The organism is Kribbella sp. NPDC049174, assembly GCF_043197365.1.
In the GTDB taxonomy this organism is placed as follows: domain Bacteria; phylum Actinomycetota; class Actinomycetes; order Propionibacteriales; family Kribbellaceae; genus Kribbella.
Window position 1 is genome coordinate 152931 of record NZ_JBICSZ010000009.1, and the last position, 18083, is coordinate 171013.

Consider the following 18083-nt stretch of genomic DNA (forward strand, 5'->3'; position numbering starts at 1 on the left):
TTAATACTTTGACCCGGGACCACACCGTCGCGTTTGCTCGGCTGCGTGACGATCGAGCGCACCAACCCCGATGGCCTGCACCCGACGCCTGGCTACCACCACGTGACGCGGGTCCAGGCCGACACCCTGATCTACCTCGCCGGCCAATGCCCGCTCCAGCCGTCCGGTGACCTGGCCGACGGCGGACTCGAGGGTCAGACCGAGCAGGTGATCCGGAACATCCTCGTCGCGCTCGACGCCGCGGGTGCCACGCCGGAGGACGTCGTACGCACGGTGATCTACGTCGCCAGCCCGGACCGCGATGAGCTCGCCGCGGTCTGGACGCTACTCAACGCATCACCACTCGCCTCCGCCTTCACCTCGGCCAGCACCCTTCTCGGCGTCGCCCAACTCGGCTTTCCCGGTCAGCTGGTCGAGATCGACGTCACCGCAGCCCTGTGATCTCGTGATTCGGCGCCAGTAGGTGATTGGCGTCGTAACGGTCCCTGAGCTCGGTGAGCCGACGGTAGTCGGCCGGGGCGAAGGCCTCACGGACCTCGTCAGGAGTCAGTGGGGCGAAGCTGAAGTTGAGGGATCGGCCGATCGTTGCTGCGGACCACGGTTCGAGGATCGCGCGGTGCAGTTCGGTCACGTCGCCCTCGCCGGGTGAGAGGACAGTCAGCGAGTACGACGCATCGCGGTGGCCGACCGCGTTCGGGATCGACGGCCGGCGGCTGAGTGCACCGCCGAGGTGGCGGATCAGGATGACGCACATCGCCGGACCCGATGCCTGCTTGGGCAGCGCCGCGAGTGCGTCGGGGTCGAGGTCGCTGAGCAGGGCATTGCGCGAGCGATAGCTGTCCGGGCGGTCCGGTTCGGCGAAGATCCGGTGGGACTCGGAGTACGGCAGTTCGCCGACCGTGTCGAGCGCGGGATCGCCGATCGCCCGCAGCGGTTTGATCAAGTCCGCGCCATTGTCGCCGAGGATCGCGAACTGGACCTGCGCGATGTGTTTGCCGCGCAAGGGCGCCGGCACCGGTGGGATGTCGGGGAACGGCACCAACGCAATCGCCGACGTCACCTCGTCGGGCACTGTCCGAGTCCAGTCGCGCCAGACCTCCAGTGCCGTCGGGTTCTCCACGAGGTCGAAGTACAGGCTGCCGCCGTACAGCGTCGGCACCTCGAAGAGGTCGACCTCGATCCCGGTGACCACGCCGAAGTTGCCGCCACCGCCGCGGAGCGCCCAGAACAGCTCCGGGTCGTCCTCGGCGTTCCGTCGTACGCCGTCCGCGGTGACGACCTCGATCCGTCGGACGTGATCTGCCGCGAAACCGTGGCGCCGAGCCATCAGACCGGTCCCGCCGCCGAGCGTGTAGGAGATCGCGCCGACGCCGGGAACGCTTCCGGACAGCGGCGCGAGCCCGTGCGGCGCGGTCGCGTCGATCACCTGTTGCCAGGTCGCGCCGGCCTCGATCCAGGCTGTCTTCGCGTCGGCGTCGACCCGCACGGCGTTGAAATTGCCGGTCGCGATCAGCACGCCACCGTTGTTACCGCGAGTAAGTCCGTGTCCGGTCGCTTGGACGGCTACGCGTTCGCCCTGCTCAGCCGCGTACTTGACGGCTTCCTGGACCTCGGCCGCGCTGGTGACCGCGAAGATCACCTCCGGCCGGTGCGGATCGAGTCGCTGGAAACCGAGCCGCGCCTCGTCGTATCCGTTCGATTCCTTCGTCAACATCATGCGACCACGCTAGGGACCCTTGCGGACACATTGTGTCCGCAAGGGCATGCTGGGTGGCATGAGTTCCCGGAAAGAGCTGCCCGGTCGCCTGCTGCGTTTGCTGTCCTTGCTGCAGAGCCGGCGCGAGTGGTCCGGTCGTGAACTGGCCGAGCGTCTCGGCGTCACCGAGCGGACCGTACGGCGCGACGTCGACCGGCTCCGGTCGCTGGACTACCCGGTCACCGGGACCACCGGGACCGCGGGCGGCTACCGGCTCGGTTCCGGGACGAACCTGCCACCGCTGCTGCTCGACGACGATGAGGCGATCGCGGTCGCACTCGGTCTGGTCGGCGCCGCCGGCGGTGGGGTGACCGGGATCGCGGAGAGCTCGACGAGCGCGCTCGCGAAGCTGGAGCAGGTGCTGCCGGCCCGGCTACGGCCGCAGTTGGCCGCGGTTTCGTCGGCTGAGGCGATCCCTCGGGAAGGCGTTCCGCAGGTCGATCCGGGAGTTCTGGCGACCCTGGCCCGGTGCTGCCGGAACCACGAGATCGTTGCCTTCGACTACCACAGCCGCCGTGGTGTGCAGACGCGTCGCCGGGTGGAGCCGTACCAGCTGCTCACGGTCGCCTGGCACTGGTACCTGCTGGCGTTCGATCCGTCCCGCGACGACTGGCGGATCTTCCGGGTGGACCGGATCGACGATGTCAGTCCGGCGCTGCATCGGTTCGTTCCGCGTGAACTGCCGGCGGCTGACGCGGCGTCGTACCTGGTCGACTCGTTCACGAGTGCGCCGTACCGGCACTCTGTCCGGCTCACGATCCAACTGCCGGCCGAGGTGGTCACGAACAACTTCTACGGGTTCATCCCGGGGAGTATCGAACCGGCGGGTGCGGATGCGTGCGTCGCGCGGTTCACCGCGGAGACGGCGTCCCTGGTGCTGCAGTACGTCGCCGGAGTCGTTGCCCTGGGCGCCGACTTCACCGTGGACGAGGCGACACCGGAGACCGCCGCGCTGATCGCCCAGGTGGGCGATCGGCTCAAGCAGTCCGTGTCCGGCGCGCCTGCGCACTAGGCGACGATCAGGCCGATGCCCAGGGTCAGGACGCCGAGCGCGAGGGACGCGGCGCCGAGCCAGAGGACCCAGAGGAACTGGTTCGGCTGGGTCCGGTCCTTGCCGGCGGACGAGGCGAAGAAGCCGCCGGACATCAGGATCGCCGCGACCGGGATCGCCAGTCGTGCGACCCAGAGCATGACACCGGTCAGCCCGGTCTGGTCGACGTACAGGAGCCCGACCAGACTCAGGATGACCAGCACACCGGCGTGCGCGTGACCGGCCCTGGCGAACGACTTCTGGAAGTCCGTCATCGGGACCTGGCCGCGGACGATCTTGGTCATGAAGTAGCCACCGAACTGGATCGTCACGATGGTGAGCAGGATCGTCCCGGCGATGGTCCGAGAAGCCTCCGTCATGCGTGCACCTTCTCCTTGCTGATGGGGTTGAGCAGCCGACGCGTCGGCGTACTGTCGGACGTCCGGGCGATCCACAGCACGACGGCAATGTAGAGGACCTGCTCGGGGATGCGCTGCCACAGCGGCGTCGCCGGCTCGCCGTTGAACGCGACGTCCGCGGTGGCGGCGTAGATGTTTGCCGGAAGCAACGTCACGAACAGCGCGGCCAGTCCGAGCGCGGCCGGCCACCGGGTCGCGGTCAGGACCAGCCCGGCCGCGGCGAGGAACTCCAGTACGCCGGTCACGTACACCAGCGCGTCCGCGAACGGCAGGAACGGCGGCACCATCCGGGCCAGGTCGGCGTGGTTCGGCATCGCCGTCACACCCGCCGGGACGAAGTGCGCGGTCGCGGTGAACAACAGCATCACCGCCATCCCGTGCGCCGCACTGACCGGCCAACTCGCGAACCGCCGGACTCCGAGCGCACCCAGCGCCCGGAACGCCAGCGTCGCCAGCACCAGTACGAGGGGGATCATCATGCCTCCTTCTATGGATAGTTGCACTATCCGTTAATGGATACTGCTACTATCCATCAGGACCGCGAGGAAGGCAAGTGACATGCGAATCGGGGAACTGAGCCGGGCCACCGGCGTACCGGTGCCGACGATCAAGTACTACCTGCGTGAGGGTCTGCTACCGCAGGGTGAACTGAGCAGCCCGAACCAGGCGTCGTACGGCGAACCACACGTCCGCCGGCTGCGGTTGATCCGCGCCCTGGTCGAATTGGCCCAGGTCCCGGTGGCGCAGGTGAAGGACATCCTGGAGTCGCTCGACTCCGACGACGTACCCCTGCACGACCAGATCGGCCGCGCCCACCGCGCCCTCACCCCGACCCGCAAACCGGCCGCCACCGACGAGGCCCGCGCCGCCGCCACCGCTCAGGTGACCGACCTCATCGCGCGCCGCGGCTGGTCCGTGGAGCCCGAGGCCCCCGCCCTCGCCACCCTCATCGAAACTGTCGCGGCCCTCCGCACCCTCGGCCAGGACAACCTGGTCACCTTCCTGGACGCCTACGCCGAAGCCGTCGAACGCTTCACCGAACTCGAGATCGACGCCGTCTCCACCAACCCCACCCGGGACCAACTCGCCGAATCCGTCGTCATCGGCACCATCCTCGGCGAAACCCTCATCTCCTCCCTCCGCCTCCTGGCCCAAGAATCCATCTCAGCCCACCGCTGGAAGACGTAGTCCGCCGTTCGATTGCAGCTGACAGGTGTCACAGAACCCGGGCGGCCGGCGTCTCATGCCGACGTGTCGAAGCACCGACGCGAGGAGACGACGATGACCAGCACCACCAGGATTCCGCCGGCTGAGATCACCGGCCTCTTCGGCCTGGTCGCGAAGCGGATGAGCAAGAAGATGCTCGGCGAGGTACCCGAACCGCTCGGGGTGATGTGGCACAACCAGCGCGTGCTCAAGGCCTTCTTCGGCTTCAGCGGCAAGGCCCAGAAGTGGAACGCCTGCGATCTCCAACTGAAGTCGTTCGCGCACATGGCCACCGTGGCCATGGTGGGCTGCAGCTTCTGTCTGGACCTGGGCTACTTCCAGGCGAACAACGAGCACCTCGATCTGGCCAAGGCCCGCGAAGTACCGCGGTGGCGAGAGTCCGACCTGTTCACTCCGCTGGAGCGGGACGTGATGGAGTACGCCGAGGCAATGACTCACACACCGCCGACCGTGACCGACGAACTGTCGGCGCGACTACTGGAGCAGCTCCACCCGGACGGACTGGTCGAGCTCACCGCATTCATCGCCGCCGCAAACCTGGCAAGCCGCACCAACGTCGCACTCGGCATCACTTCACAGGAGTTCTCAACAGCCTGCGGCCTACAGCCCCTCGCCACCCTCGACTGACCTAGCCGTCGTGCGCCATATCCACAAAGCGCGAGTAGTGCCCCTGGAACGCCACAACCACATCAGCCGTAGGCCCGTTACGGTGCTTGGCCACAATGAAGTCGGCCTCACCCGGGCGGGTGGACTCGCGCTCGTACGCGTCCTCCCGGTGCAGCAGGATGACGACGTCGGCGTCCTGTTCTAGTGAGCCCGATTCGCGGAGGTCGGAGGCCATGGGGCGTTTGTCGGAGCGTTGTTCGGAGCCTCGGTTGAGCTGGCAGATGGCTACGACGGGGAGTTCCAGTTCCTTGGCGAGGAGTTTGATGGAGCGGGAGAACTCGGAGACTTCGAGCTGGCGGGACTCGACCTTCTTGCCCGAGGTCATCAGCTGGAGGTAGTCGATCACGATCAGCCGGAGGTCGTGGCGCTGTTTGAGCCGGCGGGCCTTGGCGCGGATCTCCATCATGGTGAGGTTGGGTGAGTCGTCGATGAAGAGCGGGGCCTCGGAGACCTCGCCCATCTTGCGGGCCAGCCGGGCCCAGTCCTCGTCGGTCATCTTGCCGTTGCGCATGTGGTGCAGCGGCACCTTCGCCTCGGCCGAGAGCAGACGCATGGTGATCTCGTTGCGGCTCATCTCCAGCGAGAAGATGCACGAGGTCAGGCCGTGCTTGATCGACGCCGAGCGAGCGAAGTCCAGCCCGAGGGTGGAGTTGTGGGTCGGGATCATCGTCTTGCCGGCCAGGTACAGATGGTCGGGGTTGTCGACCTCGACGCACCGCACCGGCACACTCTCGACCCGCTCGAGCCACTCGAGCCGGCGCTCACCCTCTCCGGCCAGCGCGGCCGGGAAACCGTGCCCGGTGATCTGACGCGGCGCCGACCCGGGGATCGGCGGTGTCAGCCCGGGACTCGCGGACATCGCCGTGTGCAGGTCGGCGGTCGTGCAGACCACCGGGCGGCCGCCGTCCTCGACCCGCCACTGGTGCTCGGCGTCGGCGACGATCGTGCTGCCGTCGGAGAAGAACAGCCGGAAACACGGCCGGTCGACCATCACCTCGGTCGCCGCGACCACCGTGGTCGGCAGGCCGTCGGCGTCGAGGAGCTGATCGCCGACCGCGACCTCGGCCATCGTGGTCCAGCCGGTCGGCGTCGGCAGCGGGGTGTCGAGGGCGAGCGCCTTCCCCATCGCGGGACGCGCGGCGACGATGATCATCTGACCCGGGTGCAGACCGTTGGTCAGCTCGTCGAGGTCGGTGAACCCGGTCGGTACGCCGACCATCGCGTCACCACGGGAGTCGATCGCCTCGATCTCGTCGAGGGCGCCCTCCATGATGTCCTTCAGCGGCGCGTAGTCCTCGGTGGTCCGCTTCTCGGTGACCGAGTAGATCTCGGCCTGCGCCTCGTCGACGACATCGTCGACCTCACCCTCACCGGCGTACCCGAGCTGGACGATCTTCGTGCCGGCCTCGACCAGGCGGCGCAGGATCGCCTTCTCCCGGACGATGTGCGCGTAGTAGCCCGCGTTCGCCGCGAGCGGGACGGAGGCGACCAGGGTGTGCACGTACGGCGCGCCGCCGATCCGGGCCATCTCGCCCCGCCGGTTCAGCTCGGCCGCGACGGTGATCGCGTCGGCCGGCTCACCCCGTGCGTACAGATCGGTGACGGCGTCGAAGACGATCTCGTGCGCCGGGCGGTAGAAGTCGGTGCCGCGCAGGGTCTCGATGACGTCGGCGATGGCGTCCTTGCTCAGCATCATCGCGCCGAGCACGCACTGCTCCGCGGCCAGGTCCTGTGGCGGGGTGCGGTCGAAGCCCATCTCCGGGTTGCGCTCTTCCTGACCGCCGCCCGGTCCCCCGCGGAACTCCGCCACACTCACTTCGTCCGACCTCCTCGTCCGCCCACCGCATCACGCCAGGCCGAAACACTCCGCCCGGCCCAGAATCGAACACCTGATCGAACCGTAACCGAACCCGCCGACAATTTCCTCCCCCACCCGACCACCCGGCCGGACAAGATTCGCCGGCGCCATCCGCAGGCGGACTCGCCCCCGAGACTGCGGGCGGACGGCGTCAGTCACGCGACCGTACGCCGGTCCCGGCGCCGGGTGGTAGCCGGTCGTCCACAGGGGGTGTGGACGAACTGTGGGAAACCCCGTGAGCAGGTGTGCACAGGTTGGGCATATACCTGTGGATATCTGGGGACGACGATCCACAACAGGCCTCTGACCTGCGGATTCACCAATGCACAACTGTGGAGAAGAAAAAGATTCAAACCTTCTTCCGGACTGCCCGGTCCGGTGACCTGTGCACAGCCTGAGTCAGGCACAATGACCCCCATGCTCATGACAGGCCACCCGTGAGGGCCGGGCTGCGACGTCTCCTCGGGGAGCAGGACCGGGAGATCCTGCGACTGGCCGTCCCGGCGTTCTTCGCGCTGGTGTCCGAGCCGCTCATGTTGCTGGCCGATTCGGCGATCGTCGGGCATCTCGGTACGCCGCAACTGGCGGCACTCGGTGTCGCGGGGGTGATCCTGCAGACCCTGGTCGGCGTCTGCATCTTCCTCGCCTACGGCACCACCTCGGCCGTCGCCCGCCGGATCGGCGCCGGAGACCACCGGGGTGCGCTCGCCCAGGGCATCGACGGACTGTGGCTGGCGCTGCTGCTGGGCGTCGTACTGGCGGTGGCCGGACTCGTCCTCGCGCCAGTCGCCATCGGGGCGTTCAACCCGTCGCCGGACGTCGCCGACCACGCGATCGTCTATCTACGGATCTCCTGCTTCGGTATCCCGTCGATGCTCCTCCTACTGGCAGCGACCGGCGTACTGCGCGGTCTGCAGGACACCAAGACGCCGATGATCGTCGCGATCAGCGCCAACCTCATCAACATCGGTCTGAACTTCCTGCTCGTCTACGGCCTCGACCTGGACATCGCAGGCTCCGCACTCGGTACGGCGCTCGCCCAGACCGCAGCCGGCGTCGCACTGGTCGTGGTGGTCGTCAGAGGGGCCAGACGTGACGGAGCCAAGCTGCGACCGGACCGCCCCGGCATCATCGCGTCAGCGCAGATGGGGGTGCCGCTGATCGTCCGCACCCTGACGTTGCGAGTGGCAATCATCCTCCTCACCTTCGTCGCCACCGCCCTCGGTACGACGTCCGTCGCGGCGCATCAGGTCGCCTTCACCCTCTGGTCGTTCCTGGCCCTCGCACTCGACGCGATCGCCATCGCCGGCCAGGCGCTGACAGGTCGCTCTCTGGGTGCCGGTGACGTCGCCGGCACCCGGGCCATCACCCGCCGGATGATGTGGTGGGGTCTGTTCTCCGGTCTGGTCGGCGGACTGGCCCTGTGGGGTCTGCGGGACATCTACGTGCCGTGGTTCACCTCTGATCCGGAGGTACGCAGTACGTTGGCCGCCGTACTGATCGTGGCGGCGCTCTGGCAACCGGTGAACGGCATGGTGTTCGTGCTGGACGGCGTACTGATCGGGGCGGGTGACGGCCCGTACCTGGCGGTGGCAGGTGTCATCGCCCTCGTGCTGTACGTGCCGCTGGCGTTGAGCGTGTTGTGGCTCGACGGTGGCGTCGTCGCCTTGTGGTGGGCGTTCGGTGGGTTCATGCTGTTGCGGCTGCTCACGTTGGTCACCCGTGAGCGCAGCGACGCCTGGCTGGTGACCGGGGCGGTCCGCTGACCCGCCGGTGCGGCATCGTTTGGCAGGACGAAGGGAGCGGCATGGCTGACGACGACGAGCAGACCGTTGCGCTGGAGCCCGACCAGCACGAGCAGGGCGACGACGACAGCCCTGAGGCGCTCAGTGAGCGGCGCGGCGCCGGCAAATGGGTGCGCGACGCCGAGCGCCCGGCCGCGAGTCTGACGCCGGAGGAGGCCCGCCGCGAGGAGGAGGAACTCGAGCAGGTCCACGAGGAGGAGATCGAGCTCGCTGCCAAGGACGAGCGCGAGCTGATCGAGACCCGCCGTCGACGCGAACTCGTCGCCACCAAGGAGACCACCGAGGCGCTACGGCTTGCCGACGTTGCCGAGACGCAGCGCGATCGCCGCCGCGACGACGCCGCCGCCGAACGCCGGCAGGGTCGCAGCGACCGGGCCCACGGCCGCCATCTCCTCGACGAAGCGGCGGCCCGCCCGGACGAGCCCGGTGCGGACGCGACCGCCGCCGCGGGCCGGCGCTACCAGCGGGCCGCGGAACGCGAGGACAGGGCCGCCAGGTACGACGAGCGCGCCGCCGACCGGTACGACGCCGAGGCGCGCGACCGGCGGAGCGAAGCTGCCCAGCAACCCGGGCAGCCACCAGCCGAAGAGGCTGTCCGCAACCCCCCGACCGAAACGCCGACGGCACGCAAGTTCGACCGCAAGCTCGTCAGGAAGCAACGGAAGACCCAGCCCGGCGAACTGAGCGACATCGGCCTGGGCGACTAGCGCTCCGGGGTCAGCTTCTGGACGTGGATGATCAACAGATTCGCCGCGACCAGTACGACGAACGCCACGGCCAGGACCGGATGACCCAGGCTCCAGAGCGCGGCACCGGCCAGACCGAACACCAGGACCTTGACGACGGCCCGTACGACGGGCGTGCCGCGCGTGGCCGTGGGCGCGGCGAACAGTCCCCACATCACCGCGGTCAGCGCGGGCAGGCCGATCGCGAGCAGCAACCGGACGGCCGTCGTACCGTCAACCTCCCAGCCCCACCAGGCGAAGATGCCTAGGGCAACCAACTCCGCGAGGAATGCAAACAGCAGGTTGCCCCACTTCCACAATGGAAACACCGCCACATCTAGATGCCGCGCAGGTTGGGCTGCCGCTGGTCGAAGAACAGGCCGGCCGGCGGCTCCTCCACAGGCAGCGGCGGGATCGGGTAGTCGGTGTGCGCGCCACGGCAGGCCGCGAACGGGCCGTCCGGATCGAGCAGCGCCATCATGTGCGGGTCCGCGTGGTCACGCCACCAGACCGACATGCCGGTGGCCGGATCGAGCCGGAGGTGTTCCCAGGCGCGCCAGATCGAGTCCAGCCGGCTCAGCGCCTCCGCGTGCCGGTACCACTCCGGGCACCAGATGTACTGCTGCCCGATCCGTCGCGTGTAGAGGTAGACCAGCCGGTCCTCGACGAAGGCCGCGACATGCGGATAGAAGAGTTCTTGTTGTTCACCATCCACGGCGCTGCTCCTCACTCTGCTCCCAGACCGGCACACCCGTCGGCCGCGCGGGTGGCTGCGTCGGCTGCGACGTACCGGCCGCGACCCACGGGTTCGCGCTCTGCGGAGCCGTCGAAGCGGTCGCGCCCGGATCGTACTTCGCCAGCGACGCCTTCACCGCACCCGCGTCCGGCCGGGTGAACCAGGGCACCGTCTTGACCATCGTCGCCGGGATACCGGACGGGAACACCACGGCCCGTCCCGGCGGCATCGAGGCGAGGTCGGACACCTCCATGATGTTGTGCCGCTGGGTCTGCCGGCTGGTGCCGCGCTCCCCCTTGTTGTACGACACCGAGCTGGAAATGATGTCGTAGTCGCCGATCAGCTTGCTCAGCCGTTCGAGGAAGTTCGCGTCCGACGCGCCACCGCCGTACACCCGGATGTTGGCGGCCGACCAGAGCTTCTCCATCCCGTGCTCGCCCCAGCATTCCTGGCCCTGCGCCCAGGACTGCAGGATCGTCATCAGCACGATGCCGCGGGAGCCGAAGTGGCTGTACAGGTCGGGCAGGTTCTTCCAGCGGCAGACGTTCGCCGCCTCGTCCAGGACGCCGACCAGCGGGTTCGGCATCCGGCCCATCGGGCAGCCCTTGGCGTACTCTTCGGCCGCCTCCACGACGGCCACCGTTAACGCGGTGACGAGAGGTCCCGCCGTACCGGCGCCTTCCTTGGACAGGCTGTACAGCGTGCCGCCCTGGCGGACGAACTCGTGCGGGTTGAACTGCGGGCGGGTGTCGTTCGGCCCCTGCGGGATGACCCAGCGGGTGACCTTGCGGTTGACCAGGAACTGGGCGCTCTGCTGCGCGGTCCCGTACACACCGGCGCGTTGCTTGTCGGGCGCGTTGATGACCCCGGACAAGGCGTCCGCGGACAGGTGCAGGCCAGGGGTGTTGCGCAGGATCCGCTCGGGCTCGTCGTTGCGCTGGTCCGCGAGCCAGCTGTAGACCTGCGTGATCGGCCGCTTCGCGACTGCGGCCGCGAGCAGCAGGCCGGCCAGCAGGTCGGTGCCGGCCGCGTCGAAGAACGCGTCGGTCTGGGCGTTCACGTTGCGCTGCGAGGCGACGAAGTGCTCGGCCAGCTCGCGCGCCTTCGTCTCGTCGGTGATGTAGGTGAGCGGGTTCCACCACCAGTTCGGCGGCTCCTCGCAGACCTCCTGCGGGTCGAACACCCAGACCGGGCCGCGTTCCGTCCGCGGGCCACGGGTGGCGTCGACGATGTCCCGCTTGTTCGAGGTCGCGACCACCGCGCCGGGCGCGTCCAGGATCGCCGGTACGGCGCGCGACGTGGTCTTACCGGTGCGCGGACCCCAGATGTCGACGTGCATGTCCTCCCAGGACCCGAACACGTCGAGGTTGTCCCGGACCGTCCGGCCGATCATGATGCCGGGACCGGCGTGCCCGGCGCCGAGCCGGTTGGCGATCTCCTGGGCACCCTCGCGGGTGAGCTTGTGGATCTCCGACCGCTTCGACATCAGCTGCGCGGACCGGTCCACCCGGCCGACGCTCTTCTGCTGCTTGCGGAGCAGGAACCACGCGCCACCCGCGATCAGCACCAGGACGACGACCTCGAGGATGAACACACCGGTCGCCGCGGCGGACCAGCGGATCCGGCCGTTGAGCAGGTCGGCGAACGCGGCGATCGGGCCCGGCACGGCGCGGGTGTCGTTGATCGCCGCGGCGACCTTGAGGGCGCCCCAGATCCCGCCGACGATCAGCGTCAGCAGTCCGATCCCGATGAAGACCATCACCGACTCGGCGGACAGCCCGCCGGGTCCGGTGCTCTTTCTCCCCTGGGCCATTACTCGTCAACTCCCGTTCGGGCGACCACCCGGGTGGTCGGGTCGGGCGGCGGCAGCATCGTCGGGTCGTCGAGGGTGTACTCCTCGACCACCTCCTCCGATCCGTCGGCGGCCACCTCGACCTTCAGCGGCCTGCCGTCGGCACCGGTCTTCCACAACTTGTTCGTGTCGTTGATCTCGCGCTCGACCGAGGTGAGCCCGACATGCACCGGGATCCCCGGGCGGCCGCCGACCTTGACCAGGAAGTTGCCCCGGCCGGGTGGCGCGGCCTCCTCGCCGGTGGCCGGGTCCCAGGCCGGCGGGTCCTGCCAGCCGATGAGCATGTTCTGCTCCTCCTCGGACATCGGCACGACCTCGCTCAGGTTCTCCATCTCGGCCCGCGGCAGGCCGCCGCAGATGACCATGCCGGAGCGCTCGACGAAGCCCTTCGCCTTCATCCGGTCCTCGGGGTGCTCGAGCGCCAGCAGGTCGGACATGGTGTGCGAGATCATCGCCATGCCGACACCGCGCTGACGGTTCAGCCGGGTCAGCGCGTCGACGCGGTCGACCAGGCCACGACCGGCGCGCAGCACCCGCCACAGCTCGTCGAGGATGACAAAGTAGTGCCGCCGCGGCTCCAGGCCGGCGTCCGCGAGGGCTTGCGAGACGGCGACCGCGCCGAAGCCGTAGGACCAGCAGGCCAGCAGTACGGCGGCCTGCAGGTTGGTCTCGGAGTCGTCGATGTTGGACACGTCGAACACCACCGGACGGTCCATCTGCATCGGGTTGTCGGTCTGCTCGGAGAAGATCTCACCCAGCCGGCCACCACCGACCAGGCCGATCAGCGAAGCCTCGAGTCCTTCGGTGATCTGCCGGTACCGCTCCAGGCTGCCGCGGTCCAGTGCCACGTTGCGGACCCGGTCCGGCGCGTCCTGGACGACCCGGAGCAGGTCGCGCAGTACCGGCGTACCGTCGTGTCGCTCGTCGAGGACCTTGAGGGCCTCGTCGATGATGGTCTCCTCGCGGTCCGTCGGCGGGGCCGAGCGCATGATCGAGATCAGCGCGGACACCATCGTCTGGCGGCGGCCGTGTGCGTCCGCCTGGATCGCCTGCCGGGCGCTGCCGGTGAGCCGGAGCGCGGCCTGCCGCGACTCGCCGGGATCGAGCACGTTCAGGTGCCCGCGGCCGCGGCCGAGCTGGATGACCTGGCCGCCGAGCGCCTCGATCAGGTCCTTGTAGTCGGGCTTGAGGTCGCCGAGCACCAGCGGCTGGATGCCGTACCCGGCCAGGCCGAGCGCCATCCGCCGGGTGATCGTCGAGTTGTGAGTGGTAATGAACGTCCGCCCAACCAAGTACAAGCCATCAGTGTTCGCCACCTGGATGCACTTCACCGGCCGCGACGGCACCGGACGAGCCGAGACGACATAGCGACGTGAGGTTCGGGCCGGCTGACCCATCGTCCGCTCCGCTTGGACCTCGTGCTTTCTCCGGAGCCCGAACACTTCGTCCGTGGTGGTGAATCCGACGGTCCACTTCGGACCGCAGTCCTTGCCGTTCACCGTCGCCCGGCCCGCACGGAGGGTCGGGCGATAGCCGAGGCTCGCGACGAGCTCGAGAACGTCCTCGGCCAGTCGGCGACTGGTAGACGTGTACTGGACCTGGCCACCGGCAGGCGAAACAGTGCCGTCGGTGTCGAGCAGGCCGGCGAGCAGATCCCGCCGCTGGCGATCCGAGGCACGCAGGTACGACGCCGGGACATGCTTGTCACCCAGCACGCCAAGCCGGCGCAGGATGTCCGTAAGACCTCTGTGCTTTTGTCGATAGGTCCCCGGAATCGTCAACCGATAGACCATCGGACCGTTCGGTTCGCATTCGATGCCTTCGGCCCGGATCCGATCGACGATGCCTTGGTCGATCGTCGTCAGTCGTGGCGCCGCACTGTGCCCGTCACCGAGCCAGGCGCCGAGAACGTATGGTTCGAGGGGCAGACTCGCCTCACGCAGTACCAGACCTGGCATCACCCGGACGGCATGGTTGGCCTTGCCACCCGCAACGAGAGTCGCCGCGATCTGCGCTGTCGTCACTGGTTCTTTCTCCGGCGTCCGATCACGCTGGTCGTTGCTGGTCCTCCGTAGCGCCTCCTCAACCGCGCTGGCCAAGGTCACCGGGTCATACCAACGCCGGCTGCCCTTGCTGCGGACCGGAGTCACGGTGCCTGCCCAGCGATAGACAGCGCTCTCGCGAGTCGTGCCGTTCCAGCCCAGCGTCCGCGTCAGATCTCGGACCGAGACCGGCTCAGTGCCGAGACTCGCCCGTGCGGCACCGACTGCCGCAAGGTCCGCGTCCGTACCGACCGTGAGGCGCTTGCGTGGAACGTTGCGCTCCACCCAGGCTCGCCGACGGTCTTCGACCGTATCGGTCACCCAAAGATGCTCGGCGTCGGCGATAACCGTCTCACCACTGGAGAAGGTCAACTCCCAGCATTCGCGATCAGTCATCACCTCGGATACCGCGACAACCGGCGTCGGCAGCCCATCGGCGTCGAAGACGAAATCGCCCGGCTGGAGATCCGCCATCCGGCGGAGACCGTCGGGCGTCGGGATCTGGGTCTCGACATCGAGTGCCTTGCCCAGACCGGGCTTGCCGAGGACGAACATCGACGGGTTCGAGATCAGCTTCGCGCGCATGAACCAGCTGATCGGATCGCAGCACATGGTCGCGCCGGACAGGATGTTGCGGCCGATCGGTACGCCGACCATCGGACTGCCGGTGCCGGCCGCGAACGGCCACAGCCCGCAGACCTGGACCGTCGTACCGCGCCACTCGGCCGGCGCCTGGACGTACGTCGAGTAGCCGCCACCCATCCCCGGCCAGCCCCGCGGCATCGGCCGCTTGCCACCGCGCGAGGTATCGACCGGCTTCTTCGTCTTCTTGCTCATCGCGACTCCCCAGCGGTCATAGGGCTTCCCGCAGGCCCGCCGGCACCGACAGGTGGCTCTGCAGTACGACGCCCAGCGGCAGCGCGGCCACGAACGCGGAGTCCTGCGATCCGTACGCCGGACGGAGCAGGATGCGCGCGGTCGCGCCGAGGTTGTCGATGGCGGCGACCATGTCCGGCAACTGCTCGGCCGACATCACCGTGCCGGTGACCACCATGCCGAAGTTGACCAGACCGGCGCCGCGGGCTTCCTCCTGCGCGGTCCGGTCGGCGGCCCGGGCCTCGGCCATCGTCCGGGCCGTCGGACGGCTCGACGTGGTGGCCCGGAAGGACGCGTTGCGCTTGTCGGCCTCGACCATCCGGGCCGAGGTGGCCGCGTCCAGCGGACGGTAGAGCAACGTGACTCGCTTGCGGTCGACGTCGGCGTGCGGAGCGACCAACTGGGACAGCACCGAGGAGAACACCTCACCACGCGGCGCCTGGCTCATCTGCCACGTCACCGACCAGGCGGAGTCGTGCCGGTACTTGTCCCAGAAGGACTGTGCACCGGCCGGACCGACATCGGTCCACTGCAGCTCCGGAGCCATCCCCTGGCTACGCGCCTCGTCGATCAGCACGGCGGCGGCCGGGTCGTATGCGATCCGCACGGTCTCGCACAGCTCCTGTGCGGTGACCGGCCGGGCCGCACCCGCACCGGTGGCGTTCAGGCTCTGGGTGAGCGCGGGCAGGCGGGACGCGAGCTCGCGGCCCATGTCGTCTTCCTTGCGTCGCTTGCCGTTGCGGTCGGTGCCCTTGAAGGTCAGCGCGACCCGCGCCGAGACGAGGGCCGAGCCCTCCGGGTAGGTCTGCACGACCTCGGTCAGCATCGCCCGGGCGATCGCCGGCGTACCGTCCAACATGTTGTTACCGACCTCGCGGCGCAGCCGGATGCCGGTGTCGGGCGCGCTCTCCACCGTCACCGACGCGGCCACGATGCCGGGCTCGTGGCCGAGCGACGCGAGCCACTGGCCCCAATGCGCGACCCACACGTCCACCTGCTCCTCGTCGACCAGCGAGGCGCCGTCAGGCTCGGCGTTGATGACCACGGTGAAGTGCCGGGTGCTCGGGTAGTACAGCAGCGCGAAGGGCCGGCCGTACGAATCCTTGTACTCGCTCAGCTGCGACGCGGCGGCCAGGCCGGGGAGCTGGAACTTGCCCCAGGCGGTCCGTCCGAGCGGACCGGAACGGTAGATGTTGTGCTTCGCCATCTTTGCTCGTTGCCATCCAATGCGGGTCGATAGCCGTTGCAGAGCGGACTGCCCGTGCTTGTCCTTGGTCATCAGCATCAGCAGGCAGGCGCCGACGATCAGCAGGGTGACGACCGAGGCCATCAGGCCGCCCGCCATCGTGGCCAGGACGGTGACGAACAGACCGCCCATCATGATCGCGGTGCCGAGCGTGCCCAGGCCCGCGAGCCCCGCCGACGCCGGCTGCCGCCAGTTGCCGTAGGTGCGCGGGGCGCTTCGTACGTTGTCAGCCGCTGCCACGTGGTCCGTCCGAGTCTGGTTGGTTGTGCCGGCGGGACTGCTCGTCCTGCCAACGCCTTTCCTGCTGTTGCTGTGCTCGTGCTCGATCGTTGTCGCGGCTCATGTCGCGGGCCGAGCCGCCGCTGCCGGACGGGCCACCGCCACCGCCACCACCGCCGCCACCACCGCCGGAGCCCTCGTCCATGGCGTCGTTGTCGAAGGATTCGGACGCCGCCATCTGGCCGGCTTCCTTGGTCTTGTCGACACCCATCTTGACCGCGACCACCACAGCGGCAGCAGGACCGGCCGCTGCAGCGGCACCACCGCCGGCCGCCGCGGCACCACCGCCGGCGGCAGCACCTCCACCGCCACCACCGGCTGCGGCCGCAGCACCACCACCGCCACTACCACCGGCCGCCGCGGCACCGCTACCACCACCGCCGCCACCGCCGGCCGCGCCTTGGGCACCGCCACCGCCGCCACCGCCGCCACCGCCGCCACCGCCACCGCCACCGCTCGAGCTTTGCTGACTGGCACGGCCGACGTTGCGAGCGCCGCTCGGGCCGTCACCGCCGCCGTCACCGCCACCCTTGTCGGCTCCTTGCTGCGCCTTGTCGGCCAGCTTGTCCATGCCGGTCATCTTGGCCGCGATCATGCCGGCCCCGGCCGAACCCGCGGTCGCGGCGACCATCGGGACGAGGAACCGCATCAGCGCGGGCAGCGCGAACAGGGCGAGCACCAGCATGGTGAGGCCGGTGACCATGTTCATCACCTGCGTCGCCACCGGCTCGTCGGTGTTGTTGAAGTCCAGCCCCTGGCCGTTGTTGGAGGTGAGTCTGATCGCGGTCGCGTAGACGATCGCGGCGACCGGTTTGTAGAGGATGAAGGCGAGCAGCCAGGACAGGATCCGCTTGAACCAGGTCTTGCCCATCTCGGTGTTGGTCGCCGCGGCCGCGATCGGCAGTACGCCGAGCAGCAGGATCAGCATCGCGCTGCGCACCACCATCAGCACGATCTGGATCACGCCGGCGACGATGGTGAGGATGCCGATGGTGATCGCCAGGCCGATACCGATCGGCCCGACCGTCGCGGACAGACCGAGCATCGCGGTCATCGTCTCGCCGAAACTCGTGCCGCCGCCGTTGCCTATCCCGCAGCGCCAGCCTTCGCCGGAGTCGCTCAGCGCGGTGGTGACGATGCAGTCGGAGAACTTGTCGCCGAACTCGATCAGGGCCTGCGCGACCCCGACCGCCAGCGCCGACGCGACCGCCAGCGTGATCAGCGACCGGAGGATCTCCCGGGCCCCGTCACCGCGCTGACTCCAGGCCATCTGCATCGCGCCCACCAGCAGGCCGATCACCGCGATGAAGACGGCGATGTACTGCGTGTGGTCCCAGACCCAGCCGACCGTGTCGTTGGCCGGCGTCCCGTTGCCGGTGCCGACGTCCGGTGTGTCGACGTACACCCAGAAGGTGCCGATGGTGCCCATCACCAGCGTGACCGCCGCGGAGACGGCGTCGAGAATCGGCTGGAAGATCAACTCGATCAGTCCTTCGATCACGGGCGCGAGAACGGTACTGACGATCGCTTGCAGGCACTCTTTCCAGCCGTCACTGCATCCGAGCG

At 68.7% G+C, this 18083-nt stretch carries 16 protein-coding genes; 7 read left to right on the forward strand and 9 right to left on the reverse strand.

Annotated features, from left to right (window positions below; all coding sequences use genetic code 11):
• The first annotated feature begins 45 nt into the window (after positions 1–45).
• Entirely contained in the window at positions 46–441 is a 396-nt protein-coding gene (locus tag ACGFIF_RS34950; protein ID WP_393160379.1) for a RidA family protein, read from the forward strand.
• Here ACGFIF_RS34950 and ACGFIF_RS34955 read toward each other — a convergent pair.
• Positions 425–1717, reverse strand: coding sequence for an FAD-binding oxidoreductase (locus tag ACGFIF_RS34955; protein WP_393160380.1), 1293 nt, complete (start codon positions 1715–1717; stop codon positions 425–427). The two genes, ACGFIF_RS34950 and ACGFIF_RS34955, sit on opposite strands and share 17 nt — an antisense overlap.
• A gap of 58 nt (positions 1718–1775) precedes the next feature.
• On the opposite strand from ACGFIF_RS34955, the gene ACGFIF_RS34960 reads away from it, so the two are divergent.
• Entirely contained in the window at positions 1776–2768 is a 993-nt protein-coding gene (locus ACGFIF_RS34960; RefSeq protein ID WP_393160381.1) for a helix-turn-helix transcriptional regulator, read from the forward strand.
• Here ACGFIF_RS34960 and ACGFIF_RS34965 read toward each other — a convergent pair.
• Positions 2765–3166 carry a hypothetical protein gene (locus ACGFIF_RS34965; RefSeq protein ID WP_393160382.1) on the reverse strand — a complete coding sequence of 134 codons (402 nt, stop codon included), beginning with the start codon at positions 3164–3166 and terminating at the stop codon, positions 2765–2767. The genes ACGFIF_RS34960 and ACGFIF_RS34965 overlap by 4 nt on opposite strands.
• A 108-nt stretch (positions 3167–3274) precedes the next feature.
• Between ACGFIF_RS34965 and ACGFIF_RS34970 the strand changes: the two genes are divergently transcribed.
• The 3 genes from ACGFIF_RS34970 (at position 3275) to ACGFIF_RS34980 (ending at position 5059) form a co-directional block, all read left to right on the forward strand.
• Complete coding sequence (locus ACGFIF_RS34970; RefSeq protein ID WP_393160750.1) at positions 3275–3337, forward strand: hypothetical protein; 63 nt, start codon at positions 3275–3277, stop codon at positions 3335–3337.
• A 426-nt stretch (positions 3338–3763) separates the two neighbouring features.
• Positions 3764–4393 carry a MerR family transcriptional regulator gene (locus tag ACGFIF_RS34975; protein WP_393160383.1) on the forward strand — a complete coding sequence of 210 codons (630 nt, stop codon included), beginning with the start codon at positions 3764–3766 and terminating at the stop codon, positions 4391–4393.
• 93 nt (positions 4394–4486) lie between these two features.
• The gene (locus ACGFIF_RS34980) at positions 4487–5059 is read left to right on the forward strand and encodes a carboxymuconolactone decarboxylase family protein (protein WP_393160384.1); all 573 of its coding nucleotides are present in this window, start codon (positions 4487–4489) and stop codon (positions 5057–5059) included.
• A 1-nt stretch (position 5060) separates the two neighbouring features.
• On the opposite strand, the gene dnaB is transcribed toward ACGFIF_RS34980, so the two are convergent.
• The gene (dnaB, locus tag ACGFIF_RS34985) at positions 5061–6854 is read right to left on the reverse strand and encodes a replicative DNA helicase (protein ID WP_393160752.1); all 1794 of its coding nucleotides are present in this window, start codon (positions 6852–6854) and stop codon (positions 5061–5063) included.
• Between the two features lie 539 nt (positions 6855–7393).
• On the opposite strand from dnaB, the gene ACGFIF_RS34990 reads away from it, so the two are divergent.
• Both ACGFIF_RS34990 and ACGFIF_RS34995 read left to right on the forward strand, forming a co-directional pair.
• Positions 7394–8722, forward strand: coding sequence for an MATE family efflux transporter (locus tag ACGFIF_RS34990; protein WP_393160385.1), 1329 nt, complete (start codon positions 7394–7396; stop codon positions 8720–8722).
• 41 nt (positions 8723–8763) lie between these two features.
• Positions 8764–9468, forward strand: a complete 705-nt coding sequence (locus tag ACGFIF_RS34995; protein WP_393160386.1) for a hypothetical protein — start codon at positions 8764–8766, stop codon at positions 9466–9468.
• Here ACGFIF_RS34995 and ACGFIF_RS35000 read toward each other — a convergent pair.
• From ACGFIF_RS35000 to ACGFIF_RS35025, 6 genes are read right to left on the reverse strand one after another with little or no spacing between them, the layout of a single operon-like run.
• On the reverse strand, positions 9465–9815 hold the full coding sequence (locus ACGFIF_RS35000) for a YrdB family protein (protein WP_393160387.1): 351 nt from the start codon (positions 9813–9815) through the stop codon (positions 9465–9467). The two genes, ACGFIF_RS34995 and ACGFIF_RS35000, sit on opposite strands and share 4 nt — an antisense overlap.
• An 8-nt stretch (positions 9816–9823) precedes the next feature.
• Positions 9824–10201 (reverse strand): DUF4913 domain-containing protein, encoded by a 378-nt coding sequence (locus tag ACGFIF_RS35005; RefSeq protein WP_393160388.1) that lies wholly within the window; start codon positions 10199–10201, stop codon positions 9824–9826.
• Positions 10191–12035, reverse strand: a complete 1845-nt coding sequence (locus ACGFIF_RS35010) for a type IV secretory system conjugative DNA transfer family protein (RefSeq protein ID WP_393160389.1) — start codon at positions 12033–12035, stop codon at positions 10191–10193. The genes ACGFIF_RS35005 and ACGFIF_RS35010 overlap by 11 nt, the downstream gene beginning before the upstream one ends.
• Positions 12035–14953 carry an LAGLIDADG family homing endonuclease gene (locus ACGFIF_RS35015; protein WP_393160390.1) on the reverse strand — a complete coding sequence of 973 codons (2919 nt, stop codon included), beginning with the start codon at positions 14951–14953 and terminating at the stop codon, positions 12035–12037. The genes ACGFIF_RS35010 and ACGFIF_RS35015 overlap by 1 nt, the downstream gene beginning before the upstream one ends.
• Positions 14954–14969: 16 nt before the next feature.
• Entirely contained in the window at positions 14970–16478 is a 1509-nt protein-coding gene (locus ACGFIF_RS35020) for an SCO6880 family protein (protein ID WP_393160391.1), read from the reverse strand.
• Positions 16465–18018 (reverse strand): type IV secretion system protein, encoded by a 1554-nt coding sequence (locus ACGFIF_RS35025; protein WP_393160392.1) that lies wholly within the window; start codon positions 18016–18018, stop codon positions 16465–16467. The genes ACGFIF_RS35020 and ACGFIF_RS35025 overlap by 14 nt, the downstream gene beginning before the upstream one ends.
• Between the last annotated feature and the right edge of the window lie 65 nt (positions 18019–18083).

What these genes read in the sequence shown, in the direction of transcription:
- ACGFIF_RS34955 (WP_393160380.1), bottom strand. Translation starts at nt 1,717, where the DNA reads ATGATGTTGACGAAGGAATCGAACGGATACGACGAGGCGCGGCTCGGT.
- ACGFIF_RS34960 (WP_393160381.1), top strand. Translation starts at nt 1,776, where the DNA reads ATGAGTTCCCGGAAAGAGCTGCCCGGTCGCCTGCTGCGTTTGCTGTCC.
- ACGFIF_RS34965 (WP_393160382.1), bottom strand. Translation starts at nt 3,166, where the DNA reads ATGACGGAGGCTTCTCGGACCATCGCCGGGACGATCCTGCTCACCATC.
- ACGFIF_RS34975 (WP_393160383.1), top strand. Translation starts at nt 3,764, where the DNA reads ATGCGAATCGGGGAACTGAGCCGGGCCACCGGCGTACCGGTGCCGACG.
- ACGFIF_RS34980 (WP_393160384.1), top strand. Translation starts at nt 4,487, where the DNA reads ATGACCAGCACCACCAGGATTCCGCCGGCTGAGATCACCGGCCTCTTC.
- dnaB (WP_393160752.1), bottom strand. Translation starts at nt 6,854, where the DNA reads ATGGGCTTCGACCGCACCCCGCCACAGGACCTGGCCGCGGAGCAGTGC.
- ACGFIF_RS34995 (WP_393160386.1), top strand. Translation starts at nt 8,764, where the DNA reads ATGGCTGACGACGACGAGCAGACCGTTGCGCTGGAGCCCGACCAGCAC.
- ACGFIF_RS35010 (WP_393160389.1), bottom strand. Translation starts at nt 12,035, where the DNA reads ATGGCCCAGGGGAGAAAGAGCACCGGACCCGGCGGGCTGTCCGCCGAG.
- ACGFIF_RS35015 (WP_393160390.1), bottom strand. Translation starts at nt 14,953, where the DNA reads ATGAGCAAGAAGACGAAGAAGCCGGTCGATACCTCGCGCGGTGGCAAG.